The following is a 25,240-nucleotide window of genomic DNA, read 5'->3' on the forward strand; positions in this document are numbered from 1 at the left end:
GTCAGACGCAAAGATCCTGTGCCTGTTGCGCATCTGAGGCGACAGCCAGATCAAGAACACGCTGCAAAATCGCGCCACGGGCAAAATCCGGTTTCGCGGCACTCCCCGATTTGATCGCGGCGATGAAGGCCGCAAAATTATCCTGCACCTCAGGTGTCGGCACATCTACCCACCGCGGCACCAGCATATCGTCACCGATAGACGCCCGCAGCCGTGTTTCCAAATTCACGGAACTGACCTCTAGCCCGCCGCGATCACCGTAGATTCGCAGATGCAAATCGTTGAAATGCCCGGATGCCATGCGGCTGGCGTGGATCACCCCGACCGCCCCGTTTTCAAGCGCCACATGCATGTTGAAGCTGTCGTTGGCATCCAGTGTGTATTCACCGATCTGACCGCCTTCGGCCTTATCAAACGTTGTGAGCCTGCACGATACTCGGGCCACATCCGCTCCAGCGACATGGGTGGCGTAGTCAACGATATGCACGCCCACGTCACCCAAGGCCCCCAGCGATCCATGCGCGGTGGACAAGCGCCAAAGCCATTGATCTTCGGTCTGCCAGTCGCCCCACGCAGGCTGGGTCAGCCAGCTTTGCAGATAGGACGCCTCAAAATGACGGGCGGTTCCGATGGCACCATCGCGGACCATCTTTGCTGCGTGCCGCATCGCCGCCCCGTTGCGATAGGTCAGATTGACCATGTTCACGACACCCGCCGCCTGTGCGGCCTTTGCCATTTCCAGCGCGTCGGCGTGGGACGTCGCCAATGGTTTTTCGCACAAAACATGTTTGCCCGCCGCCAGAAACGGGAGCGTGGTGCGGTGATGGATTTTGTCTGGCGTTACATTCGCCACTGCATCAAATGCGCCCCACGCCAAAGCGCTGTCGATATCGGCAAAGCTGTGTGGAACGTCGTGTTTTGCGCAGAACGCAGCCAGCTTTTCTGCATCGGGATCAACACCCGCAACAATTGTCACGCCATCCAGTTTTGTAAAAGCCTCGGCATGGGTGTTGGCCATTCCACCTGTGCCGACGATCAAAAGGCGGATCACTTGAATCCCTCCTCGCCGTCTTTGTGCAGCCGTGGTCCGCGCGCTGTGATCGGCTCAAGCGCCGCCTCGGCGGGAACATTTGGCGCATCATGCAGTCCGGTGACACGCGGTGCGGGGTTATGCGCCCAGCGCACGGCGTTGCACAGCACCCGCTGGATATTCGCATCGTGATATGTCGGATAGGTTTCATGGCCGGGGCGGAAATAGAACACGTTCCCCGCACCGCGTTTGTAGGTCAGGCCAGAGCGGAACACTTCGCCCCCCTGAAACCAACTGATGAAAACCGTCTCAAGCGGTTCGGGCACGGCAAACGGCTCACCATACATCTCTTCGTTCTCAAGCGAGAAATGGTCCGGCAAGCCTGCGGCAATCGGATGATTGCGGGACGTGACCCAAAGGCGTTCCCGCTCACCGGCTTCGCGCCATGTCAGGTTGCACGGCGTGCCCATCAACCGTTTGAAGATTTTGGCAAAGTGGGATGAATGTAGCAGGATCAGGCCCATGCCAGCATTGACGTGGTCTGCGACCCTTTCGACAATAGCGTCATCAACATCCCCGTGGGCCGCATGACCCCACCACAGCAGCACATCGGTTTGCGATAATCGTTCTTCGGTCAGTCCATGCTCTGGCTCTTGCAGTGTGGCAGTTGTGGCATCGATCCCGTCGGCGATCAGCGTATCGGCAATCGCGCCGTGCATGCCCTTTGGATAAATATCCGCGACAATCTGATTGGTCTGTTCATGGACGTTTTCGCCCCAGACAACGGCCCGAATGGTCATCACGACACCCCTTTTCCCAAAGCGCTTTGGGATTACCTTGCGCGGGGCGCGTTACAAGATCAAGGCGCGATGGTCAGGCGGCAGCGGATGATGCGCGGTCTTGCGCATGTTCCTCGATCTCGACGCGTTGCACGGTGACCAAGGTTTCATGGGATGGTTCTGCCAGCAGGGTCGCGCCACTGGCATCAATCTCGGCCATAAATGCAGCAGCACCGCCATCATAGACTGCATAAATCTGCAAACACGGATCAGCAGGGTCATCGCCCGTAATTGCGTGAACAGACAGGAAATCGATATCAAGATCGGCATCATGCTGGGCGATCATCAAATCAATGGCCGCAGCCGCGCGCAGGTCGGTGCAAATGTCGCGCACAGTGTCGATATCATCGGTCGAGACGCGAGACAGTTCTTCGCCGACAAAGGCGATTTCGGCCTCTTCGTCAAAGTCATGCGCCAGAAAGGCCGCGCCTTTATCATCAATCAGACCCCAACATTGGCCCTGACCGGCATAGATCAGCGTGGACGGCACCATTTGCCCATCCACATCCATCTTCAACGTGCCACCCAACCCGACGACAGGGTTCTTGGCCGACCCGCCGGCCAGCCCGAAACCCAGCTTGCGGGTGTCGGTCAGCATATTGCTGAACTGCGCAATGCGCCCCAGAACAAGGGGGGCCTCGTGGCCTTCGGTGTCGACTGAACCCGCTGGCGCGTCAATTTCGATCTCGGCATTCCGGGACAGCGGTCCGGCGATCGCCGCATAAACATCGGACAGCATCGCATCCGGCACGGTCAGCAAAATCTCGCAATCTGCAATCCATTCGGCCAGAACCATCGTGAAGCGGACCTTCTTGTCATGCACGTAAAACGGCTGGTCCAGACGTGTCAGAGCCTCTTGCTTATCAGTGACCTTATCGGAGCCGACAAACGTCGCCATGTCGCCTGCGATGCGTTGGTATTTTGCGTCGCCCATACCGATCAGGCCGCCCATCAGATCGCTGATGATCGCAGTCAGCTGATCTGCATGCGTGTCGATATATTTCACATGGCCACCATCGCACACCTGCGCGTGATAGGCGTCACAGCGATAGGCCTGCATCGCCTCGACCGGCACCTCGGTGGGGTGCATTTGCACATCGTAAAGCAGGAAATTCACGTATCCGACAACAGCATCCACCAAGGGGCGGGGATTGTCAGGAAAAGCGGCCAGCGCGCTTTCGGGGACCACGATCATATCAAGCGCGTCGGTGGGCGCTGCCACGGGGGCTGGCTCTTTGCGCTTTTCGGCCCAGGACTGGGGCAGTTGTTCTTCGTGTTCGGGCAGCGGTTCGGGCGCCACGCCACGCTTTGTCGCGATGGCAAATGTCGCCTTCTGGATCAGTTGCTTGAGCATTTTTCCGGTCCTCACACATGGTGTCGTTGGACGGAAAGTGTCACAGGCCCATGGCGCAACTGGGCCGCGATCAAGGCAATATCTGGGTGATTAGGTGATGGATCAGCTTGCGTCGGTGGCCTGCAAGGTAATGATCGTGCCGCCAGCGGCCTGCGCATCCTCGGCGTCGTGGGTGACCATCAGGATCGGCAGGGCACGGGCCTTGGCACGGGCGAAAACCATATCACGCACCTGCGCGCGGCGGGCGGTATCCAGCCGTGAAAACGGCTCGTCCAGCAGCAGGGCGCAAGGATCGGACAGCAGCATGCGCATCAGCGCAACACGCGCCTTTTGTCCACCAGACAGGGTGGCGGGGTCACGGCTTGCGTATCCCTCAAGCCCCACTTCGGTCAGCGCGTCGGCGATCTTAGCCTGCCTTTCGGCCTTGGTCCCGCCAGCAGGCAGACCAAAGGCAAGGTTCGCCCCAACCGACAGATGCGGAAACAGCAGGTCGTCCTGAAAAAGTATGCCGACACGCCGCTGATGCGGGGCCACATCGGTGATGTCCTGCCCGTTCAGCATCACACGCCCTGTCGCGTCGAACACCGGCGCAAGTGTGCCCGTCACAAAGGCCAGCAACGTGGATTTGCCCACGCCGGACGGACCCATCACCGTCAACACCTCGCCGGGGGCTACGTGGTGCGACACCGCCAGCAGTTGCGCGCCGTCCTTTGCGATCGTCACGCCGTCCAGTGTCAGCCCTGCATTATCCATGCCGCAGCCCTTTCCTGTTGCGCCACACCAGCGCGGGGATCAGCAGCGCCAGCGCAAAAGGCACCAGCGCCGCCGCTGTCTGCATCAGCCCGTAGACGCCAATCGCCCGTCTGTCGCCGCCAGATGCAAGCGCCAGCGCCTCGGTTGTCAGGGTCGATACCCGTCCGCCCCCGATCAGAAGCGTCGGCAAATACTGCCCCACCGAAACCGCGATGCCCACCGCTGTCGCCGTCAGCACAGGGCGCAGCAACATCGGCAGTCTGACGCGCCACAGCACACCGTCGGGTGAGGCACGCAAGGCCGCCGCAATCGTCCCCATCCGGCTGTCCCAAGCCCGGAACGGATCGGCGAGCGACAGAAATACGTAAGGCAGTACAAAGATCAGATGCGCCAGCATCACCGGCCCCCGCCCGCTGTCCGCCCCAAGCTGAAGGAACAGCGTTTGCAAACCCGGAAGGAAGGCGACCTGCGGGATCAGAAGCGGCAGATACAGCAGCCAGACGCTTAATTGGCTGAACGGCAGGTTGTAGCGGCACTCCGCCTCAAGACAGCCGATTGTTAGGACCAATGCAGCCAGCGTCACAGCGCCCGCTATCACCGCCGTTTCAAACAGGGCGTCCGATATTCCGCCGCTGTGCCGCATCCAGTTGCGCCACGTAAACCCGTCTGGCAGCGCATCGGGGAACCCCCAAAACCCTGCAAATGACCATACAGCAAGGCTCGCCAGTCCCAAAAGGATCGCAAGGGCAGACACAGCACCTATGCCCAAGGCAATGCCACCCACAAGCGGATCAGCACGCCCGCGTCGTCCCGCCACGATCCAACGCTTGCCAGCCCAGCCGATGATCTTTTCACCGAAACGCCAGATGGCAAGGCCAAGCACGATCAGCGCAAGCTGCACCAACGCACCGGCAGCACCCTGCAAGCGGAGGCTGAGGTCAGGGTCAGACATCCATTTCACGACCTGCACCGACAAAGGCGGCGGCGTGTTCGGCCCCAGAATGATCGCCACGTCCACCACCGACATGGCGTAGGCCAGCACCACGTAAACCGGCAGCCTGATCTGATCATAGACGCGCGGGAACACTGTCTTGAGCCACCCTGTCAGCCGCCCGTAGCCCAATGCCTGCGCCACGGCGACCGACCGCGTGGCATCCGCCTGCCCCAAGGCCGCCAGCGTCATCAGCAACAGAAACGGCACCTCTTTGGTGATCATACCCAGCGTCATCGCCAACCCCCACGGGTCCTGCACAATCAGTAGGTCCAGCGGTTGCTCCCACCCAGTCAACCAAGGCGAAAAGATCCGTGCCAGCCAACCGGATGGCGCGATGATAAACGCCAGCCCAAAGGCCGCCGCGGCATGTGGCACTGACAATAGCGGTGACAGCAGCCGTTCCAATGCACCAAACGCCCGCGTGCCGGACCAGCCCGCGACGATCAACATGACAATGAGAAGCGAAACAGAGGTGGCAAGCAAACCTGTCGTCAACGACAGCCGGACCGCATCCCATAGCCCCGGCCAGTCAAACAGTGCGCGGAATGCATTCAGGTTCGGGCCGGTCTGTCCTGCGACGGGCAAGTGCCCGAAGGCGGGCAGAAGTGTCCCGTAAAGCCCCGCCGCGACCGGCCCCAGCATCGCCAGCAACGTGATCGCTGGCAGCGCGGGCAAATAGCGGCGGGACGTCACGCGTGCTTACTGTGCTACGCCGTAGCGTGTTTGCCAGTCGTCAGCCAAACGCGTGGCCCAGCTTGGGTGCGGCTCTGCCACGACGGTGCCAAGCTCTTCGGGTGACAGCGTGGCGATACCCAACTCAAGTGCCTCGAACAACGCGCGGTCCTCGGCGGGCAGGTTCGCCACGTCCAGCACCGTGCCGTAGCCCAGCAAATCGGGATTCTGCGCGCGCGATTGTGCCTCTGGCGACATCAGGAAATTGGCGACGATCATCGCGCCCTCCTTGCTGCCGGAGTTGTAGGGAATCGTCACAAACGACGCGTTGCCGATGGTGCCCTTGTCGAGCACAAACGTACGCACGGTTTCCGGCAGTTCAAAGTTGGCAATCGCGGCAGACGCAGCACCGGGGCTGAACGAGATCGACAGGTCCAGTTCGTCATCCGCGATCAACGGGAACATCGCCGTCCCTGTCGGCGGATAGGCCCGCCCCTCGCGCCAGAGGTTTGGTGTCAACTCATCCAGATACGCCCAGAGCGGGCCGGTGATCTCGTCGTAATTCTCGTCGGTCGCGGGTTGGGCCAACACGCTGGTATTGTCCAGCACATCAACCAGCACCTGCTTCAGGAAAGTCGTGCCCAGAAAATCAGGCGGCTGCGGATAGCTGAAACGCCCGGGGTTCGCCTGCGTCCACTCAAGGATTTCCTGCATGGACCCCATCGGCGCTTCGATGTCAGCCGTATCATAGTCGAACACCACCTGCGCCATCGCCCACGGGCTCTCATACCCATCGGTGGGCACGGTAAAATCGGTCTGCACGGTCTTGCCATCCACATCGACCAGCGCCCAGTTCGGTAGCTGCTCTGCATAAGGGCCGAACAGCAGATCGGCCTCTTTCATCGCAGCAAAATTCGCACCGTTGATCCAGATCATATCAACCGCGCCGTCGTCATCCTCGCCCGCTTGCTTTTCGGACAGAACACGGGTCACGGCGTCAGCGGTGTCGGTCAGCTTCACATGCTCAAGCGTCACGCCGTATTCAGCGGCAACCTGCTCGCCGACCCACGCGATGAAATCATTGGTCTGCGTGGACCCACCCCAAGCGTGCCAATAGACAGTCTGCCCGTCGGCTGCGGCAACAACCGCATCCCAGTCCGCAGGGTCCGTTTGCGCCAGTGCGGTCATCGGCGTTAGCGCCGCGATCAGGGCCAGATACTTCATCGTTTCTTCCTTCAGTCGGTAAACGTCTGTCGTGCTGCATAAAGGCGCAAAGCCCCTGTCGCAAAGCACAAAGCACCAAAGACCCATGCCAGCGGCGCAAAATATTGTGAGAACAGGCAAATCGCGACGAAAAACGCGATGGTTTCCGCACCTTCAAGGATGCCGTTGGAATAGTAGAGCGATTTCACGCCCTGCGCGCTCGTCTGCATCTTTTTCTTTTCGGCAAGGATCGCGTAGCCCAGAAACGTGCTGCCGTTGAAGTAGAACGCGCATAGCAGCCACGCGCCCGCTGCCCCATTTAGCGCCGGATCAAGCCAGACAAACGCCATCGGGATCGCGCCGTAGAACAGGAAATCTGCCGATATATCGAGGTATCCGCCAAAGTCCGTCTTGCGCGTGGCCCGTGCCACCGCGCCGTCCAAGCCGTCGGCAATGCGACTTGCTGCGAGCGGCAGCAAGGCAAGAACGGTCCAGCCAAACGCAATGCAAAGTGCCGCAAGCAACCCCAGCCCAAGCCCGATCAGCGTCACCCCATCGGCGGTAAACCCACGCCCTGCAAGCGACTGCCCAAGACGGTTCAGCGGCGGGTCGATCAGCGTGCGGAACTGGCTGTCAAACATCTGTGGCGTCCTTTTGCGTTTTGGCTATGTGACCGATCACGCAAAGTGTGACAATCCGCCAAACGCTTTTGTGACCTTCAGCCCATCGCAATCCGTGGCCGCCCCTGCGCTGTGACACGCAAGGTTGCCTCGATAAACATCGGCTGGTTTTCGATCATCGCTTCCTTCACATCGCGGTCGGTCGTCAGACGGATTTCCTCGACCCCTGCATCACGCGCCTGCTTGCTGGCCTGCGCCGTCAACGCTTCTTCCAGTCTGGTCAGCGCCGATTGGACATCGGTAAATTGCTCGGTCCCGTCAGCAAGATGCACGATGAAACGGCCCGCGCTGGGGCTTGTCACCGTGCCACTGGCCTGCATCGCAACCTGCCCCACGACTGCCCCGATCGCATTCGCCACGCCCGCGTGCTCCGGCAGAATTGTCGGGGTGTTCAGCCGCTCTCCCACGGCACCGTAATAGGACGGCGCAGAGGCCCCCAGCCCGATCACCGGCACGCCAAGTGACAAATGTGTGCGGACGATGCCCTGATGCCGGTCCAATCCCGCTTTCGTCAGCGGATGCCGCGCCAGCACATCTGGCGACACCCCCCACGCGCGGGGGTCTTCGTCAAACGCGGCCTCCAGCAAGCAATCCACCGTTTGCGCTGTCAGCTGATACACGATCATCTTCGACAAGGCCTCAGCCGACAATGCAAGCCTGTCACCACCGCCCGTCCGACGCCGCGCAAATAGGGTCAACGCCTTTGTCGCGGCCTGCGCATCCCACGCATCCACGCGGCCCAAAACATGGGCGGCATCCGATGGTGTCACGCCGACGCGCATCACCATGCCGCGCGTGACGAGCCGTTCCAGCGCAGGATTTTCCATGCGTGTTGTCACAGCATCGCCCAACCGCCGCGGCCCGTCCAAAAGGCGCTGGGCAACAGTGTTCTCGCGGGCATCCAATCCGTCCGGAAGCGCGTCCCACAGTGGCACAACAAATTGCCCCCCATCTGCGGGCGGCACGTCCACGGCCAGCGCGCGATCCAGCACGCCATGCACGAGGTCCGGAAAATCGTGCGCCAACAGCGAGACAGGCATCAAACGCCGCGGCCCCAGACGCAGACCGCCGTCCAGCCCATCAACAACGCGCACCTCACTATCCCCGCCAAGACCGGTGGTGCGCATCGCCACAGCCTCGACCATGGTGCGATAGGGTCCGACCCGCGCGCCCGCCGGATCAATCTTGGGCCGTCCGTCTTGCAACAAACACACATCGGTTGTGGTCCCGCCGATATCGCTGACCAGCGCGTCGGTCTCGCCTGTCAACCATTGCGCCCCTGCAATAGATGCGGCTGGTCCGCTCAGGATCGTTTCAATCGGTTTCTCGCGGGCCATTGTTGCCGACACCAGCGCCCCGTCACCGCGTACGACCATCAGGCGCGCGTCAATACCAAGCCGTTGCAAATGGCCCTCGCAAGCACCGATCAGCCCGTCGATCATCCCAATCAGGCGCGCATTCAGCACCGCCGTCAGCGCCCGCTTTGGCCCGCCTAATGCAGAGGACAACTCGTGCGAGCAGGTCACAGGCTTCCCGGTCAACTCGCGGATCAGGTCACGCGCCGCGATCTCGTGCGCCGGATTGCGTGTGGCAAAACTCGCTGCAACAGCAAAACCCGTGATGCCCCCGTCCAGAGCGGACACCGCCTTGCGCAACGCGTTCAGATCAAGCGGAGCCACTTCCCCACCGCTATGACCATGCCCGCCCGCCAGCCGGATCACCGGATCTCCGCGCAGCGCGTCTTCCAACCCGGCGCGGCCCAGTTCGGCCGCATCAAACCCGATAAACACCAATGCGATCTTCCCGCCCTGCCCTTCGACGAGCGCATTGGTCGCCAGCGTTGTTGAAAGCGATACCATCGCAATATCACTGGCCGACACGCCGGATTGCACGAGCGCTGCATCCATCGCAGCACCCACACCGATCGCCAGATCGGGCCGCGATGTTAGCGCCTTGGCGCTCGCCACGACGGTATCAGCTACCTCGTCCAGCACCACCGCGTCGGTATAGGTGCCGCCCGTATCAACGCCCAAAAGAAATGCCATCGGCTGCTCCGCTGTTCGGCCTCACCTAAATGCGCGATCTCCAACACTGCCAGCCCAAAACCGACACATCGTCTTCATTTGGCCAAAACAACTCATCCCGCACACGCAAAAAGCGCCCCGCGTTGCCGCGAGGCGCCCTCATCTCAAATCAGTCAGCCTTAGTTCAGCGCGGCATCCGTGATGACACTTGTCCATGCGCCCTCGGGTGCTTCCGAGATCACCGGATCAGAGCCGCCGGCGAGCAGCGTATCAACCGTGCGCTGATAATCTGCCTCGTCCAGCGATCCGTCGGACCCCGCTGTCAGCTTGGCAATCTCGCCCATCATACGGACCTGTGCGGCTTCGGTCTGTGCACCTGTGCCGTCATTATCCAGCACGATGCCAGCGGCCTCTTCGGGGTTTTCCTCGGCCCACTTCCAGCCCTTCATCGACGCGCGCACGAAACGCACCATCTTGTCGACGAACACCGGATCCTCAAGGTTTTCCTCAAGCGCATAAATACCGTCTTCCAACGTCGCAACGCCTTGGTCTTCGTACATGAATGTTACCAGCTCATCGGGGCTGACACCTGCGTCCAGCACCTGACCGTATTCGTTATACGTCATGGTCGAGATACAATCGGCCTCGCGCTGCAACAGCGGATCAACGTTGAAGCCCTGCTTGAGGACCGTTACGCCATCCTCACCACCATCGGTCGGGATACCTTCCTGACTCATCCATGACAGGAACGGATACTCGTTACCAAAGAACCAGACACCGATGGTCTTACCACGGAAGTCCTGCACAGTCTCGATACCGGTGTCTTTCCAGCAGGTCAGCATCAGCCCGGATGTCTTGAACGGCTGCGCGATGTTCACAACAGGCAAACCCTTTTCGCGGGCGGCCAGCGCGGACGGCATCCAGTTCAGCATCACGTCAGCGCCACCACCGGCCAGCACCTGTGGCGGCGCGATATCAGGACCGCCGGGCAGGATGGTCACGTTCAGACCTTCTTCTTCGTAAAAACCCTGATCCAGCGCCACATAGTAGCCCGCAAACTGCGCCTGCGTGACCCACTGCAATTGCAGTGTCACATCATTGGCGTGACCGTCGGCCTGCGCCGCCGTGCCACCCAGTCCGGCTGCAAAAGCAGCGGCAAGTGCGATTTTCTTCATCATCGTTTTGACCTCCAAGTCAGTTGCTTTTTTCGCGGTCTTGCGCCGCTTTGAATTATCGTTGTGACGGGTGCCAGAAGGTCACCCGTTTCTCGATCAGTGCCATCAATCCATAAAACGCCGAACCGGCGATGGCTGCTACCACAATCTCGGCCCAGACCATATCAAGCGCAAGCTGTCCCACGCTTGTCGATATCCGAAAGCCCATGCCAACCGTGGGAGAGCCGAAAAATTCAGCAACAATCGCCCCGATCAGCGCCAAAGTGGTTGCAATCTTGAGGCCGTTAAAGATGAACGGCATCGCGGCAGGCAGGCGCAGTTTCAGCAGTGTCGGCCAATAGCCCGCGCCGTAGGTCCGCATCAGGTCGCGTTGCATGGCGCTCGTGTCTTTCAGCCCCGCGACGGTGTTTACAAGGATCGGGAAAAACACCATCACGCCGACCACCGCCGCCTTGCTTTCCCAATCGCTGCCCAACCATTTCACAAAAATCGGCGCGGTGCCGACGATAGGCAGGGCTGCCATGAACCCGCCGACGGGAAGGATGCCACGCGACAGAAATTCCGAACGATCCGCCAGCAGCGCCACGCCAAAGGCGGCAAGCGCGCCGATGACATATCCTGTCATCGCACCCTTGATGATCGTTTGTTCAAAGTCGGCCCATAGGCGCGGGCCTTCGTTGATCATCCGCTCCCAGATCATCGACGGCGGCGGCAGGATCACGGCGCTGACCTCGAACCCGCGCACCAGCACCTCCCACATCAGGAGAAGTGTCACGCCAAAGATCGCGGGGATGATAAGGCTGACCACACGCGTGTCGGACTGCGCCGATTGCGCGAGCCACATATTCATCAGCCAGCCAACGGCCCAGATCACCAGTGCTGCAATCAGATATATCATACCGCCTGCGTCCCCATCCGCCGCAGCGTGATCCGCTCCAGCATGCTAAAGAACCCGACCAGCACCGCCGCCGTGATTGCCGCCGCAAAGAGTGCGGCCCACGTGACCAGCGGTTGCCCGTATTGATCGCCCACCAGCATCCGCGCACCAAAGCCTGCTTGCGCGCCCGTCGGCAATTCGCCGACGATGGCACCGACCAGCGACGCGGAAATCCCGATTTTCAGCGAGGCGAACAGATACGGCACCGAGGCGGGCAAACGCAGCTTCCAGAAGCCCTGCGCGTTGCTGGCGTTGTAGGTGCGCAGCAAATCAAGCTGCATCGCATCAGGGCTGCGCAGCCCTTTGACCATGCCGACCACAACAGGAAAGAACGACAAATAGGCCGAGATCATCGCCTTGGGCAGCAAGCCCTGAAACCCAAGCGCGCCCAGCATCACGATCACCATCGGGGCAAGCGCAAGGATAGGGATCGTCTGACTGACAATCGCCCACGGCATCACCGATTTATCCATCGTGCGCGAAAACACGATGCCAACAGCCAGCGCAACGCCAAGCGTTGTGCCAATCGCAAAGCCAAGCAGCGTGGCAGAAAGCGTGACCCAGCCGTGATAGACAAGGCTGCGTTTCGACGTGATCTTTTTGTCGATCACCGTGTCGTAAAGCTCGACAGCGATCTGATCGGGGGATGGCAGACGCGGACGATCCAGACTGTAGGTCATCGGGATCACATTCGGGTTCTGCAACGCGAGCGAGATACTCCCCACATCTTGCCGTGCAGCAGGTGTGTCCGGCGTTACCAGCATATCCTGACGCTGCGCCATGTCAGCCGCCAGATGGATGTTCATCGGGATCACGGCCACAATCCAGAACAGCAGGATGGCACCTACGACGGTCAGAACTGGCAGGATCGACTTCATCGCCGCCACTCCATCCTGATTTCGTCAATTCCGTCATCACCCAGCCACGGCGCACCCGCTTGGACAAAGCCCTCACGCTTGTAAAACGCGTGCGCCTGCGTGTTCGCCGCATGGGAGTTCAGCCGCAAATAATCGCGCCCGTCCTTCACATGATCCAGCAGCGCACGGCCAAAACCCTGCCCTTTGGGTCCCACGTAGAAACCCCAAATGTGGGCATTCTCAGCTTCCACTGACAGATACCCCGCGACCGGATCACCGATCACATAGGCCTCTCGCATGGGCAGACCTTTGCGCAACAACGGCTCCAGCGCGTCGGCTTCGATCATGCGCGGCATCCAGTCGGTCGAGTCGATCCAGCCGTTCAGAATGTCCGCGCAGGCTGGCGCGTCGTCAGCCGTGGCCCGTCTGATGGCTGGGTCACTCATCAATATGCCCAGCCCTCAGGCCGTCGCGGACACGGTGCGCGATCTCGATAAATTCTTTGCTGTCACGGATATCCAAAGGCCGCTCTTTCGGAAGCGGACTGTCGATCACATCCGAAATGCGCCCCGGACGCGGCGACATCACCACGATCTTGGTGGACAGATACACCGCCTCGGGGATGGAGTGAGTCACAAAGCCAATCGTCTTGTCCGTCCGCGCCCAAAGCTGCAGCAACTGTTCGTTCAGGTGATCGCGCACAATCTCGTCCAGCGCACCGAACGGTTCGTCCATCAGCAAGATATCGGCGTCAAACGCCAAAGCGCGGGCAATCGACGCCCGTTGCTGCATCCCGCCGGACAGTTGCCACGGAAATTTCTTTTCAAATCCCGCCAGATCGACCAGTTCAAGCACCCGCTCGACCCGTTGTTTCTGATCCGCGTTTGAAAACCCCATAATTTCTAGCGGTAGCCGGATATTCCCGCCAATCGTGCGCCACGGATACAAGCCTGCCGCCTGAAACACGTAGCCATAGGCCCGCGCCTTCCGCGCTTCCTCAGGCGTCATCCCGTTGACGGAAATCTCGCCGCCTGTGGGGTCTTCCAGACCTGCGATGCACCGCAAAAATGTGGTTTTACCGCAGCCGGACGGCCCAATAAAACTGACAAAATCGCCCTTGTTGATATCAAGCGACACGTCCTTAAGCGCGTGCACAGGCCCGTCGTTGGTCTGGAACGTCAGATCAAGGTTTTTGGCCGTAATGACTGGTGTCAGAAGCACTTATTCAACTCGCTTCTCAGATCAGGGAATTCTTCGGGGTAGATCACAAATCGGTCCGCGTCCGATGTGGTCTCGATCATGTAATAGTTCTCCCACGTCTCGCCCTCACCGGTGCACTGCACCGTCACAACGGTCGCGCCCGACCCGACAGGCGTGCTGCCGGAGATCGCGCAAGAGCTTTCGTGAAAGTCGATCCGGTCACCGACGAACCACGTGATCGCCCCGTCTGACCGATCCGACATGCCCGCCGCACGCGCGCAACCGGCCATCGTTCCGAAAACGTCTTGAGCTGTGACGACATTTGGCAAGAAAAGCGCAAGGGCAGCAAATTTCCACATAAATACTCTTCCGTTAATTGTAATTTGTTCGCTAAACACCGGACGCGGGAATACCTGTCCGTTCAACAGGTCGCGGATTAGTCAGTTCTTTCCACGAAGACAGCGCCTTGTTGACGGTGCCGTTGCCTTCACGCTTCACAAACTGGCCGTGGCCGGACTTCTCGCGCATCTCGCCATCATGCACGGCGACATGGCCGCGGGTCAGGGTGAAACGCGGCAGGCCCGTGACCTCTTTGCCCTCGAACACATTATAGTCGATGGCGGATTGCTGCGCCTTGGCGGTGATTGTTTTGCTCTTTTCGGGGTCCCAGACCACCAGATCAGCGTCGGCGCCCACCAGCACAGCGCCCTTGCGCGGGTAGCAATTCAGGATTTTCGCAATGTTCGTCGAGGTGACGGCGACAAATTCATTTGGCGTCAGGCGGCCCGTCCGCACGCCATAAGTCCAGAGCATCGGCATCCGGTCCTCAAGCCCGCCAGTGCCATTCGGGATCTTCGTAAAATCGCCCACGCCATAGCGTTTCTGATCGGTGGTGAACGCGCAGTGATCCGTCGCCACAACCGACAGCGACCCGCTTTGCAGACCGGCCCAGAGGCTATCCTGATGCTGCTTGTTGCGGAACGGTGGTGACATGACGCGCCGCGCGGCGTGGTCCCAATCTTGGTTGAAGTATTCAGACTCGTCCAGCGTCAGGTGCTGGATCAATGGCTCACCCCACACGCGCTTGCCCTGCTGTTTCGCACGACGGATCGCCTCGTGGCTTTCCTCGCAAGAGGTGTGCACGACATACAGCGGCACTCCTGCCATATCGGCAATCATGATGGCACGGTTTGTCGCCTCCCCCTCCACCTGTGGCGGACGGGAATAGGCGTGCGCCTCTGGTCCCGTGTTGCCCTCGGCCAGAAGTTTCGCGGACAGGTCAGCAACCACATCGCCATTCTCGGCGTGGACCATCGCGATGCCACCCAATTCGGCCAAGCGCTGGAAGGACGCGAACATCTCGTCGTCCTGCACCATCAACGCGCCTTTGTAGGCCATGAAGTGCTTGAACGTATTGATCCCGCGATCCTTGATCACGCTTTCCATCTCGTTAAAGACCTGCTCGCCCCACCACGTCACCGCCATGTGGAAGGAATAGTCACAAGACGCGCGGCCCGATTTGTTGTCCCACATCTTCAATGCGTCATGCAGGCCCTGCCCCGGTGCTGGCAGCGCAAAATCCACAACCATCGTCGTGCCACCAGAAAGCGCCGCACGCGTGCCGCTTTCGAAATCATCGGTGGAGTATGTCCCCATGAAAGGCATCTCAAGGTGGGTGTGCGGGTCAATCCCGCCGGGCATCACATAGCAGCCCGTTGCATCAAGCTCCTCGCCACCCGACAGCCCCTGCCCGATCTCGATAATCTTGCCCCCATCAATCAGCACATCGGCTTTGTATGTCAGATCAGCGGTAACAATCGTGCCGTTCTTGATAACTGTGCTCATGGTGGACTCCTTGAATTAGCAATTTGGCTGTGGCGCGTCGGGCGCTGCAACGGTTTCGATCTGCACAAAGCGGTCGGGGCTGCGGTAGAAATAGCACCCGCCTCGCTCATAAACTGCGGCAGCGGGAACACCCGCTGGCAAGGCCTGCTCAACCGTCAGAGGTAGCAGACTGACCGGCACGGGCTCTGGCAGAGGGCGCTGGCAGCCGGACAAGGCAACGACACAGACAAGTGGCAGGCAAAGCAACGTGCGATACCGATGTCCTGCCTGCACTGCCATTACGCCCGACAGATCTGGATACCGTCAGGATTGTTCACCGGAACAAGCCCGTCGCCCGCGCCATAGGAAAAACAACCATCGGTTTCCACGACACTTGTCGCGGATACACCCGCTGGCAGGTTCTGGATCACTGCAAGCGGCACGGCATCACCATCGGATGAATTGGGCACTACCACGGTCACCGTCGGAAAATCTCCTGTCAGGTCAGGCGGCCCGAGCGTTGGGCCGCTGCATCCCGCCATAACCGCGAGACAGCCGATGATCAGCCCCGCGCGGATCATGCAGGCGGCTCGACAGGTTCGGGCGCGGCTGCAACCGCATCGGGTGCCACAACGCCATCATTACAAACCCAGTTGCCATTGGCATCACGCAGCGCACGACCCTGACGCGGCTCGCTGGCTTCGATCCCGACAGCCCAGCATCCATTGCCCAATTCGAATACAAATGCGCGCGGGATACCCGGCTCCATCGCGGCCTGCACCTGTGGCGGCAAAGGTGGCGGCGGCGGCGGAATGACCTGACCGTTTTCGTCAAGTTGGACCGGAGCAGGAACAGCACAGGCAGCCAGCACTGGCAGCAAAAGGATAGGCAGCAGACGTTTCATCGTAATCTCACTTAGCATTCATTGTATTTGCAACAGTGGTGCCACATTTGCGTGCGCGCTGACCAGCCTCAAGCGACAATCTCTGCGGTTTCAACAACCGCGTGGAACAAGACATCGGCCCCTGCTGTGGCCCAAGCCTCGCTGATTTCCTCGGCTTCGTTGTGCGACAACCCGTCCACACAAGGACACATCACCATTGCGGTTGGATACATCCGATTGATCCAGCAGGCATCGTGTCCCGCGCCGGAAATCAGGTTCATGTGGCTATATCCCAGCCGATCAGCCGCGTTGCGCACGGCCGTTACGCAGTTTTCGTCAAATGCAACGGGGTCGAATCCGCCCACCTTCTCAAATTCAATCGTTAGGCCCATATCATCTACAATCGCCTGCGCGTCGGTCCGCAGCCGCGCCTCCATATCCTCGATCACGCTCAGCTCGGGAGAACGGAAATCAACGGTAAAGACTGCCTTGCCCGGGATCACGTTGCGCGAATTGGGATAGACATCAATATGACCCGCGGCACCCACAGCGTGGGGTGCATGGAAAAGCGCGATCTCTTCGACCTTTTCCAGAACGCGCGCCATGGCCAGCCCGGCGTTCTTGCGCATCGGCATCGGAGTCGAACCGGTATGCGCATCCTTGCCGGTGATCGTGACTTGCGTCCACGACAGGCCCTGCCCGTGTGTGACCACGCCAATGTCCTTGCCCTCGGCCTCCAAAATCGGGCCTTGTTCAATATGCAGCTCAAAGAAGGCATGCATCTTACGCTCGCCCACAGGCTCGTCGCCACGCCAGCCAATCCGCTTGAGTTCATCGCCAAAGGTCTTGCCCTGCGCGTCCTTCAATCCGTAGGCCCAATCCTCGGTGTGCATGCCAGCAAATACGCCGGAGGCCAGCATGGCGGGAGCAAAGCGCGTGCCCTCTTCGTTGGTCCAGTTGGTGACCACAATCGGGTGTTTTGTCTTGATATCCAGATCATTCATGGTGCGGATGATTTCCAGACCGCCCAACACACCCAGCACGCCATCATACTTGCCACCCGTGGGCTGCGTATCCAGATGCGAGCCCACGTAAACCGGCAGCGCATCAGGGTCCATGCCCTCGCGCCGTGCGAACATATTGCCCATGGTGTCCAGCCCCATCGTGCAGCCCGCCGCCTCGCACCAGCTTTGGAACAGGTGCCGCCCTTCGCTGTCTTCGTCGGTGACCGTCTGGCGGTTGTTGCCGCCCGCCACACCGGGGCCGATCTTGGCCATCTCCATCAGGCTGTCCCACAAACGGCTACCGTTGATCTTGAGGTTCTCACCGGGTGCTGGCATCAGGTTCTCCTTGTCGGTGGTCATCGGATATGCCATCCGATTTTGACCATCTGGTCAAACAGAGGCTAACAGAGGCACTACACCAGTCAAGTTTTTCGCCAAAGCTTCTGGCTTTTGATCAAAGAAAAGGCGACCCTGACCCGCGGTTCACATGACCGCACGAAATTTGAGCAGACCCAAAGTTATGGCCAAACCCGCCACGCGTATTCAGCAAAAGAACCAGACCGCGATTATGGATGCGGGGCTTGAGGTGTTTTCGAAATACGGCTTTCGCGGCGCCACACTGGATCAGGTGGCAGAGGCCGCAGGCCTGTCCAAGCCCAACTTGCTTTATTACTTCCCGTCCAAAGACGCGATCTATACCGCCCTTCTGGCCCGCCTGCTGGAAAACTGGCTGGAACCGCTGCATGCGATGGACGATGCCGGTGATCCGGTCGAGGAATTGCTGGCCTATGCCCAGCGCAAACTGGTCATGAGCCGCGACTACCCCCGCGAAAGCCGCCTGTTCGCCAACGAGATCATCCAGGGCGCGCCGCACATCAAAGACGTGCTGGCGGGTGAATTGCGCGATCTTGTGACCGACAAATCCGCCGTCATCGCCCGCTGGATCAAGGCAGGCAAACTCCGCCCCGTTGATCCTGTGCACCTGATCTTCTCGATCTGGTCCCTGACCCAGCACTATGCCGATTTTGACGTGCAGGTGCGAGCGATTCTTGGCACGGCTGACCCGTTTGACGATGCCGCGGCCCACATTGACACGACATTCCGCCGCATGCTGACACCCGGGCCCTAGCGGAACTCTTGCCGCCCCGCCCGCGTTCTTCCGCCAAAGGAGAATTCACACATGGCGACCAAGCTCACACTGCAAAGCATCGACCCCGTCACCCACGACACCTACCATCTGGTGTTTGCCAAACCCGATGGTTTTGACTTCAAGCCCGGTCAGGCTGCGGGCCTGTCGCTTGATGAGAAAGGCTGGCGCGACGAAGACCGCCCCTTCACCATGACAAGCCTGCCGTCAGATCCGACGCTGGAATTTGTGATTAAAAGCTATCCCGATCATGACGGGGTAACCGAAAAGATCCCGAACATGAAAATCGGCGACCAGATGTTCCTTGACGGTCCATTCGGCGCAATCACCGATCATGGCACAGGCACGTTCATCGCGGGCGGCGCGGGCATCACACCCTTCATCGCCATTTTGAAAAAACAGATGCGGGACGGCAAATCCGGCTCGCATCTCATTTTTGCGAATGAAAAAGACGCGGATATCATCATGAAGCCGATGTGGGATACCATGGAAGGTCTGACCACAACCTACGTCATCAGCGATCAGGATGACACAGCCCACCGCAAAGGGCAGATCGATGCGGACCTTCTCAAGGATGTCGTCACCAATACCGACCAGCCGTTCTATATCTGCGGCCCCGGCGGCATGGTCGACCAGGTCCGCGACGCGCTCAAGGATATGGGCGTGGACGACGACAAGATCATCACAGAAGACGGCTGGTAAGCTTCTGCCCACAATGAAATAGCGCCGCCGGACAATCCGGCGGCGCTCATCCCTTCTTTTGGATAAAAATACTTTGGGGGGTTCGGGGGGCTAGCCCCCCGATGTGGCGACCTGCACCGCAGGGCGCAAAACCCTATTCAGCAGCAACCGCTCCGGGATTGTTCGGATGGGTCGTCCAGTTGGCATACTCTTTCTCGACAACTTTACCCGTGCGCGGATCGGTGTGACCTGCTTCCATTGGCACCATCGTGATGCAGTTCTCAACGGGACACACATCAACACACAGGTTACAGGCCACGCATTCTTCATCAATCACAGTGAACGTCCGGTCGTCGGACATCGCAATCGCCTGATGCGATGTGTCCTCGCAAGCCGCATAACAGCGCCCGCATTTGATACAGTCGTCCTGCGAAATCTGCGCCTTGGCGACGTAGTTCAGGTTCAGATACTGCCAGTCCGTCACATTCGGCACAGCCATCCCGATGAAATCGGCGGTGCTCGTATGCCCCTTCTCGTCCATCCACTGGGACAAGCCGGACTTCATCTCTTCGACAATTTTGAAGCCATAGGTCATCGCCGCCGTGCAGACCTGCACGTTGCCACAGCCCAGCGCCATGAACTCTGCCGCATCGCGCCATGTGGTGATGCCACCAATGCCCGAAATCGGCAGACCATGCGTTTCTGCGTCGCGTGCAATCTCGGATACCATCGACATGGCAATCGGCTTCACCGCAGGGCCGCAATAGCCCCCGTGTGATCCCTTCCCGTCGATCGACGGTTCGGGCGACATGCTGTCAAGGTTCACAGACGTGATCGAGTTAATGGTGTTGATCAGACTTACCGCATCCGCGCCACCGCGCTTGGCCGCAGCCGCAGGCTTGCGCACATCGGTAATGTTTGGCGTCAGTTTCACAATAACGGGACGGCTGTAATATTGCTTACACCAGCGCGTCACCATCTCGATATATTCCGGCACCTGCCCCACGGCGGCGCCCATGCCGCGCTCCGACATGCCGTGCGGGCACCCGAAGTTCAGTTCGATCCCGTCGGCATTTGTCTCTTCCACACGCGGCAGGATGTCTTTCCACGCCTGCTCCTCACAGGGCACCATGATCGACGCGATCAGCGCGCGATCGGGGTAATCGGCCTTTACCCGCGCCATTTCCTCAAGGTTCACCTCCAAAGGCCGATCCGTAATCAGCTCGATGTTGTTCAGGCCCAGCAGTGTGCGGTCCTTGCCATAAATCGCGCCGTACCGCGGCCCGTTCACGTTCACCACCGGCGGCCCTTCGGCCCCCAGCGTTTTCCAGACGACACCGCCCCAGCCCGCCTCAAACGCGCGGCGGACGTTATATTCCTTATCCGTTGGCGGGGCAGAGGCCAGCCAGAACGGGTTCGGGCTTTTGATGCCCAGAAAATTGGTTGTCAGATCAGCCATTGGTATGTCTCCCTAGCCACACGCGCCAAAGCGGCCCGTCAGCTCGCCATCAATATAAACGTCCAGATCAATCTCGTTCACACGGTTCAGCAGCAGATCAATCTTGCGCTCGTCCATGCGGATCGTTGTCACCGGATCGGTTTCGTAGTCCGTCACAATCACCGTTGCGCATTTCAGCGTCATTTCCATCGTGCCGTTCCCATAAAACGGCTGTGTGAAGTAATTGCACACGGTGCTTTCGTTAAAGCCAACGCTGTCGGCTTCAATCACCATCATCTCGTTCGGGGAACAGCGCAGCCCCAGAAAAGCCTCGCCCTCGGCCAGCATCGGCGTCGCCACAAGGCAGCCCATCGCGATGATGGCCGAACGCATCAGGTGGTCCCTGTCAGTGCTGCATGAATGTCCATCGCGGCATCGCGCCCTTCGGCAACAGCAGTCACGGTCAGGTCATCCCCGCCGGACGCACAATCGCCGCCCGCCCAGACCTTTTTGCGGCTTGTGCGGCCATGGGCATCGACGGCGATCTTGCCGCCCTCCAGATCAAGCCCCGCATCTGTGGTCAGCGTCTGGCCGATGGCCTTGAATACCTGATCGGCAGGCATGCGCACCTTTTCACCGGTGCCTTGCAGCTTGCCGTCCACCTCGGCGGTATATTCCAGTTCAATCTCAACCGCGGACCCATTGCCATGCACGGCCACCGGCATCGTGTTGAACATCAGGCGCACGCCCTTTGACGCGGCCAGATCCTGTTCATAGCGGCTTGCCCCCATGCGATCGCGGCCACGGCGATAGGCGATCGTCACGTTATCTGCGCCCAGCAATTTGGATTGCACAGCAGCGTCGACGGCGGTCATGCCGCCGCCGATCACCACCACGTTGCGCCCGACGGGGAGAGACGTCAGGTCGCTGCTTTGGCGCAGCTCAGCGATGAAAGACACGGCATCATCAACACCGTCCTTATCTTCACCCTCACTGCGCAGGGCGTTGACGCCACCAAGGCCAACACCCAGAAACACCGCATCAAAATCTGTGCTGAGCAAATCAAGCTCCAGCCCGTCACCCAGCATTTGCCCGGTTTCAAGCGTAATCCCACCGATCTGCATCAGCCAATCCACCTCGCGGGCTGCAAAATCATCGGTGGATTTATAGGCCGCGATGCCAAATTCGTTCAGCCCGCCGGCCTTTTTCTTGCCCTCGAACATGGTCACGTCATGCCCCAGCATCGCGAGCCGGTGCGCACAGGCCAGACCCGCTGGCCCAGCGCCGACAACCGCAACCGTCTTGCCCGTGCTTTCGACGCGGGCGTAGGGGTGGCTTTGTTTCGCCATCAACGTGTCGGTGGCATAGCGCTGAAGGCGGCCAATCTCGACCGGCTTGCCCTCAGCCACTTCGCGCACGCAGACCTCTTCACACAAATCTTCGGTCGGGCAGACGCGGGCGCACATGCCGCCAAGGATGTTCTGGTCAAAGATTGTCTTGGCCGCAGCTTCCGGCGTGCCGGTGCTGATCTGGCGAATGAAAAGCGGGATATCGATGGATGTGGGGCACGCCGTCACACAAGGCGCATCGTGGCAAAAGTAACAGCGATCTGCCGCCACTGCCGCCTCGTGTGCGTCAAGCGGTGCGTGCAGATCGTCAAAATTCTCTGCGATTTCCTCAGCCGGAAGGCGTCCTGCGGTGATCCCTGGTGTCAGTGGCGTGGCCATGCGCGTGCTGTCTCCCTCTGCGTTGAGAACAGCTTTGCACAGTTTTATTTTTTATCAAATGGTAAATTTTAGGCAGCGTGCGAATTGCTCACGACAGTCATTTTGCCAGCGTCGGAGCCTCCGGCGGGAGTATTTTTGGCAAAATGATACAGGCGACGTTAGAAATGAAAGGCATCAACGATAACGCGTTTTCCTAAAGTCAACGCATCGGCCACATGCACCATCGGGCGCAGATCCACGTCAGATTGGCTTGTTGCGACCAGCTCTGACATCCGCTGATAAAGTGCGGGATATTCGCCCAGATCGCCTGTGTCCTGTTCCTTCCCGTCGATCTTAAGCCGCGTGCCGCCGTCCGTCAGGTCCAGCACGCCCGCATCGGTTTCCACCCGAATGTCCCAGCTTTGCGGGCCTGTCTGGCGCCAGTCGAAGTCACCGGACACGTTGCCGGACCACTGCATCTGCGCCGCGATTGGCGTATCGCGGTTTTCGGGGAATTCCAGCGTGGCATGCTTGAGGTGCATCTCAAACGGCAGGATTTCGGTGATGATCGACAGCGCATTGATGCCGGGGTCAAAGACACCCATGCCACCCGGCTCGAACACCCACTCCTGTCCCGGATGCCATTTGCGCACGTCTTCCTTCCAGTTGATATGCGCCGCGGTGACGGTCTTGTCAGCAAGCCATGCGCGGGCGGGCTGGACGGCTTTGGCCGCACGGCTGTGCCACGTCGCAAACAGCGTGACGCCCGCATCTTTCGCCATACGGTCAAGCTCGTGCACCTCGGCCAGCGTGGCACCCGGTGGCTTTTCCAGCATCACATGCCGACCCGCCGCAATCGCCTTGGCGGCGTAGGCAAAGCGCGGGACAGGCGGCAGGCACAGCGAAATAACCGAAATATCTCTGCGATCCGCCAGCATCGCGTCAATGTCCGTGAATGCAGGTATCCCATCCACACTGCCAGAGCGGCTGACCGTTGCGGCCAGTTCCCAATCGTCCGACCCGTTGATCGCTGGCACATGCTGGTCCACTGCGATTTTTCCGATACCGACAAGTGCGATTTTTTTGGTCATTGCGCTGGGTCCCGTTTTGCCTTGTTTGCATCAGCCATAGGCGGTTGCATCTGCAATCTCAACGTATCTGCACACAGATTGTGATCGTGGCTTCCTTGACGTGGACAGGTTGTCGCACCACCATTCGGGTCTTGCATGAACCCATGGGGATATCACAAATGCCGATTTCATACCTGCGCACCACGGCTTTGACCGGTGCCGCACTGCTGGCGGCAACCGCCAGTTTTGCAGAAACATTCCGCTATGCCACCACGACCGACCCGCAAACGCTTGACCCGCACGCGGTCAGTTCCGCGCCTGTGCTGTCGTTCCTGAACAATGTCTATGAGGGGCTTGTCCGCCGTGGCCGCGATATGTCGATCGAGCCGTCACTGGCCACCGCATGGGAGCCGCTTGAGGGTGAAAACGGCTGGCGGTTCACGCTGCGCGAAGGTGTGACGTTTCAGGACGGATCGACGTTTGACGCCGCAGACGTGATGTTCAGCTATGAGCGTGCGTCGTCCGAAGCCTCTGACGTGCGGTCGTGGTTCGCGCCGGTTACCGACGTGCGCGTGGTTGATGATTACACCGTCGATTTCGTGACCAGCGCCCCGAACCCGCTGTTCCCTGACAGCATCGCCAACTTCATGATCATGGACAGCGATTGGGCCGAGGCAAATGATGCAGCCTTGCCAGCCCGCGATGCCGAAAACTTTGCCACCCGCAACGTGAACGGCACCGGTCCGTTTGTTGTTGCATCGCGCGATCCGGGCGTTGAAACGCGCCTGACACCGCACGAAGGCTGGTGGGGCGAAGACCGTGGCAACGTGACCGAGGCGATCCTGACACCAATCGGCAACGCCGCAACGGGCCTTGCCGCACTTCTGTCCGGCGAGATCGACTTTATCGAGCCTGTGCCGTTGCAGGACGTGGCCCAGATCGAAGGGCGTGACGGTTTCAAGGTGCTTGAGGGCGAAGAAACCCGTGTCATCATGTTCGGCTTTGGCCACGAGCATGACACGCTGCTTTATTCATCCGACGTCACCGATGAAAACCCGTTTAGCGACCCGCGCGTCCGCCTTGCTGCGGCGCATGCGATCAATATCGACGCGATTGACCGCGTAGTCATGCGCGGCAAGATCGAGCCTGCATCGCAACTGGTGCCGGAAGGGATCTCTGGCTATTCGGATGCCAACAGCGACCGCCCCGGCTATGACCCCGACCGCGCCCGTGAACTGCTGGCAGAGGCGGGATATCCTGACGGGTTCTCGTTCGGCCTGAAGTGCACAAACGACCGTTACATCAACGACGAATCCCTGTGCCGTGCTGCTGCGTCCATGTTCGCCGCTGTCGGGCTTGATGCCGAACTGACAACGATGCCAGTGCGGAACTACTGGGAGCAGCTGCGCGCCGATGACTTCGACATGTACCTGCTGGGCTGGTCGCCAGGTACGTTTGACGCAGAGCACCCGATCCGCTTCCTTCTGCACAGCCAGGACGATGAAAAGAAGCTTGGCTCGTGGAACTTTGGCAACTACTCCAACGCCCGCGTTGATGAACTGCTGCCGATGGTGCAGCAGGAACTTGATCCGGCCAAGCGTCAGGAACTGATCGACGAGATCGTGGCCCTGACACAGGAAGATGTCGCATATGTGCCGCTTTACACCCAACCGCTGATCTGGGCGATGAAGGACAATATCGACGTGACACAACGCGCCGATAACTTCTTCATGCTGCGCTGGGTCGACGTGAACTAAGCGACAGATAAG

At 59.8% G+C, this 25,240-nt stretch carries 26 protein-coding genes; 3 read left to right on the forward strand and 23 right to left on the reverse strand.

Annotation, left to right across the window (positions count from 1 at the left end; genetic code table 11):
* Nucleotide 1: 1 nt before the first annotated feature.
* The 19 genes from V8J84_RS00580 to V8J84_RS00670 form a co-directional block, all read right to left on the reverse strand.
* Nucleotides 2–1,051, reverse strand: a complete 1,050-nt coding sequence (locus V8J84_RS00580; protein WP_339927560.1) for a Gfo/Idh/MocA family protein — start codon at nucleotides 1,049–1,051, stop codon at nucleotides 2–4.
* A complete protein-coding gene (locus tag V8J84_RS00585) occupies nucleotides 1,048–1,830 on the reverse strand; it encodes a ThuA domain-containing protein (RefSeq protein WP_339927562.1) in 783 nt (260 codons plus the stop codon). Before V8J84_RS00585 ends, V8J84_RS00580 begins: the two co-directional genes overlap by 4 nt.
* Nucleotides 1,831–1,903: 73 nt before the next feature.
* Nucleotides 1,904–3,223 (reverse strand): hypothetical protein, encoded by a 1,320-nt coding sequence (locus tag V8J84_RS00590; RefSeq protein ID WP_339927564.1) that lies wholly within the window; start codon nucleotides 3,221–3,223, stop codon nucleotides 1,904–1,906.
* A gap of 102 nt (nucleotides 3,224–3,325) precedes the next feature.
* A complete protein-coding gene (locus tag V8J84_RS00595; protein WP_339927566.1) occupies nucleotides 3,326–3,976 on the reverse strand; it encodes an ATP-binding cassette domain-containing protein in 651 nt (216 codons plus the stop codon).
* Nucleotides 3,969–5,612, reverse strand: a complete 1,644-nt coding sequence (locus tag V8J84_RS00600) for an ABC transporter permease (protein WP_339929028.1) — start codon at nucleotides 5,610–5,612, stop codon at nucleotides 3,969–3,971. The genes V8J84_RS00595 and V8J84_RS00600 overlap by 8 nt, the downstream gene beginning before the upstream one ends.
* A gap of 57 nt (nucleotides 5,613–5,669) precedes the next feature.
* A complete protein-coding gene (locus V8J84_RS00605) occupies nucleotides 5,670–6,866 on the reverse strand; it encodes an ABC transporter substrate-binding protein (RefSeq protein WP_339927568.1) in 1,197 nt (398 codons plus the stop codon).
* A gap of 11 nt (nucleotides 6,867–6,877) precedes the next feature.
* Nucleotides 6,878–7,486, reverse strand: coding sequence for a CDP-alcohol phosphatidyltransferase family protein (locus V8J84_RS00610; protein ID WP_339927570.1), 609 nt, complete (start codon nucleotides 7,484–7,486; stop codon nucleotides 6,878–6,880).
* A 77-nt stretch (nucleotides 7,487–7,563) separates the two neighbouring features.
* Nucleotides 7,564–9,570, reverse strand: coding sequence for a hydantoinase/oxoprolinase family protein (locus V8J84_RS00615; RefSeq protein ID WP_339927572.1), 2,007 nt, complete (start codon nucleotides 9,568–9,570; stop codon nucleotides 7,564–7,566).
* Between the two features lie 158 nt (nucleotides 9,571–9,728).
* A complete protein-coding gene (locus tag V8J84_RS00620; RefSeq protein WP_339929030.1) occupies nucleotides 9,729–10,724 on the reverse strand; it encodes an ABC transporter substrate-binding protein in 996 nt (331 codons plus the stop codon).
* 55 nt (nucleotides 10,725–10,779) lie between these two features.
* Complete coding sequence (locus V8J84_RS00625; RefSeq protein ID WP_339927574.1) at nucleotides 10,780–11,622, reverse strand: ABC transporter permease; 843 nt, start codon at nucleotides 11,620–11,622, stop codon at nucleotides 10,780–10,782.
* On the reverse strand, nucleotides 11,619–12,539 hold the full coding sequence (locus V8J84_RS00630) for an ABC transporter permease (protein WP_339927576.1): 921 nt from the start codon (nucleotides 12,537–12,539) through the stop codon (nucleotides 11,619–11,621). Before V8J84_RS00630 ends, V8J84_RS00625 begins: the two co-directional genes overlap by 4 nt.
* Nucleotides 12,536–12,964 carry a GNAT family N-acetyltransferase gene (locus tag V8J84_RS00635; RefSeq protein ID WP_339927577.1) on the reverse strand — a complete coding sequence of 143 codons (429 nt, stop codon included), beginning with the start codon at nucleotides 12,962–12,964 and terminating at the stop codon, nucleotides 12,536–12,538. Before V8J84_RS00635 ends, V8J84_RS00630 begins: the two co-directional genes overlap by 4 nt.
* Nucleotides 12,957–13,739 (reverse strand): ABC transporter ATP-binding protein, encoded by a 783-nt coding sequence (locus tag V8J84_RS00640; RefSeq protein ID WP_339927579.1) that lies wholly within the window; start codon nucleotides 13,737–13,739, stop codon nucleotides 12,957–12,959. The genes V8J84_RS00635 and V8J84_RS00640 overlap by 8 nt, the downstream gene beginning before the upstream one ends.
* A complete protein-coding gene (locus V8J84_RS00645) occupies nucleotides 13,730–14,077 on the reverse strand; it encodes a hypothetical protein (protein ID WP_339927580.1) in 348 nt (115 codons plus the stop codon). The genes V8J84_RS00640 and V8J84_RS00645 overlap by 10 nt, the downstream gene beginning before the upstream one ends.
* Before the next feature lie 31 nt (nucleotides 14,078–14,108).
* Nucleotides 14,109–15,563 (reverse strand): dihydropyrimidinase, encoded by a 1,455-nt coding sequence (gene hydA / locus V8J84_RS00650; RefSeq protein ID WP_339927582.1) that lies wholly within the window; start codon nucleotides 15,561–15,563, stop codon nucleotides 14,109–14,111.
* 15 nt (nucleotides 15,564–15,578) lie between these two features.
* A complete protein-coding gene (locus V8J84_RS00655) occupies nucleotides 15,579–15,842 on the reverse strand; it encodes a hypothetical protein (RefSeq protein WP_339927583.1) in 264 nt (87 codons plus the stop codon).
* Nucleotides 15,842–16,123, reverse strand: a complete 282-nt coding sequence (locus V8J84_RS00660; protein WP_339927584.1) for a hypothetical protein — start codon at nucleotides 16,121–16,123, stop codon at nucleotides 15,842–15,844. The genes V8J84_RS00655 and V8J84_RS00660 overlap by 1 nt, the downstream gene beginning before the upstream one ends.
* Entirely contained in the window at nucleotides 16,120–16,446 is a 327-nt protein-coding gene (locus V8J84_RS00665) for a hypothetical protein (RefSeq protein ID WP_339927586.1), read from the reverse strand. The genes V8J84_RS00660 and V8J84_RS00665 overlap by 4 nt, the downstream gene beginning before the upstream one ends.
* A gap of 68 nt (nucleotides 16,447–16,514) precedes the next feature.
* Entirely contained in the window at nucleotides 16,515–17,765 is a 1,251-nt protein-coding gene (locus V8J84_RS00670) for a Zn-dependent hydrolase (protein ID WP_339929032.1), read from the reverse strand.
* A gap of 184 nt (nucleotides 17,766–17,949) precedes the next feature.
* Between V8J84_RS00670 and V8J84_RS00675 the strand changes: the two genes are divergently transcribed.
* Complete coding sequence (locus V8J84_RS00675) at nucleotides 17,950–18,558, forward strand: TetR family transcriptional regulator C-terminal domain-containing protein (RefSeq protein WP_339927588.1); 609 nt, start codon at nucleotides 17,950–17,952, stop codon at nucleotides 18,556–18,558.
* 51 nt (nucleotides 18,559–18,609) lie between these two features.
* Complete coding sequence (locus V8J84_RS00680; protein WP_339927590.1) at nucleotides 18,610–19,278, forward strand: FAD-binding oxidoreductase; 669 nt, start codon at nucleotides 18,610–18,612, stop codon at nucleotides 19,276–19,278.
* 133 nt (nucleotides 19,279–19,411) lie between these two features.
* Here the strand turns inward: V8J84_RS00680 and preA are convergent, their stop codons facing one another.
* The 4 genes from preA to V8J84_RS00700 all read right to left on the reverse strand — a co-directional run bounded on the left by preA (nucleotide 19,412) and on the right by V8J84_RS00700 (nucleotide 23,492).
* Nucleotides 19,412–20,716: an NAD-dependent dihydropyrimidine dehydrogenase subunit PreA gene (gene preA / locus V8J84_RS00685; protein WP_339927591.1), complete on the reverse strand. Its 1,305-nt coding sequence runs from the start codon at nucleotides 20,714–20,716 to the stop codon at nucleotides 19,412–19,414.
* 12 nt (nucleotides 20,717–20,728) lie between these two features.
* Nucleotides 20,729–21,088 (reverse strand): hypothetical protein, encoded by a 360-nt coding sequence (locus V8J84_RS00690; RefSeq protein WP_339927592.1) that lies wholly within the window; start codon nucleotides 21,086–21,088, stop codon nucleotides 20,729–20,731.
* Complete coding sequence (locus V8J84_RS00695; protein ID WP_339927593.1) at nucleotides 21,088–22,422, reverse strand: NAD(P)-dependent oxidoreductase; 1,335 nt, start codon at nucleotides 22,420–22,422, stop codon at nucleotides 21,088–21,090. The genes V8J84_RS00690 and V8J84_RS00695 overlap by 1 nt, the downstream gene beginning before the upstream one ends.
* Before the next feature lie 158 nt (nucleotides 22,423–22,580).
* Nucleotides 22,581–23,492 carry a Gfo/Idh/MocA family protein gene (locus V8J84_RS00700; RefSeq protein ID WP_339927595.1) on the reverse strand — a complete coding sequence of 304 codons (912 nt, stop codon included), beginning with the start codon at nucleotides 23,490–23,492 and terminating at the stop codon, nucleotides 22,581–22,583.
* A 158-nt stretch (nucleotides 23,493–23,650) separates the two neighbouring features.
* On the opposite strand from V8J84_RS00700, the gene V8J84_RS00705 reads away from it, so the two are divergent.
* The gene (locus tag V8J84_RS00705; RefSeq protein ID WP_339927596.1) at nucleotides 23,651–25,228 is read left to right on the forward strand and encodes an ABC transporter substrate-binding protein; all 1,578 of its coding nucleotides are present in this window, start codon (nucleotides 23,651–23,653) and stop codon (nucleotides 25,226–25,228) included.
* Nucleotides 25,229–25,240: the final 12 nt, after the last annotated feature.

This window comes from Yoonia sp. 208BN28-4, from assembly GCF_037543925.1.
GTDB lineage: Bacteria > Pseudomonadota > Alphaproteobacteria > Rhodobacterales > Rhodobacteraceae > Yoonia.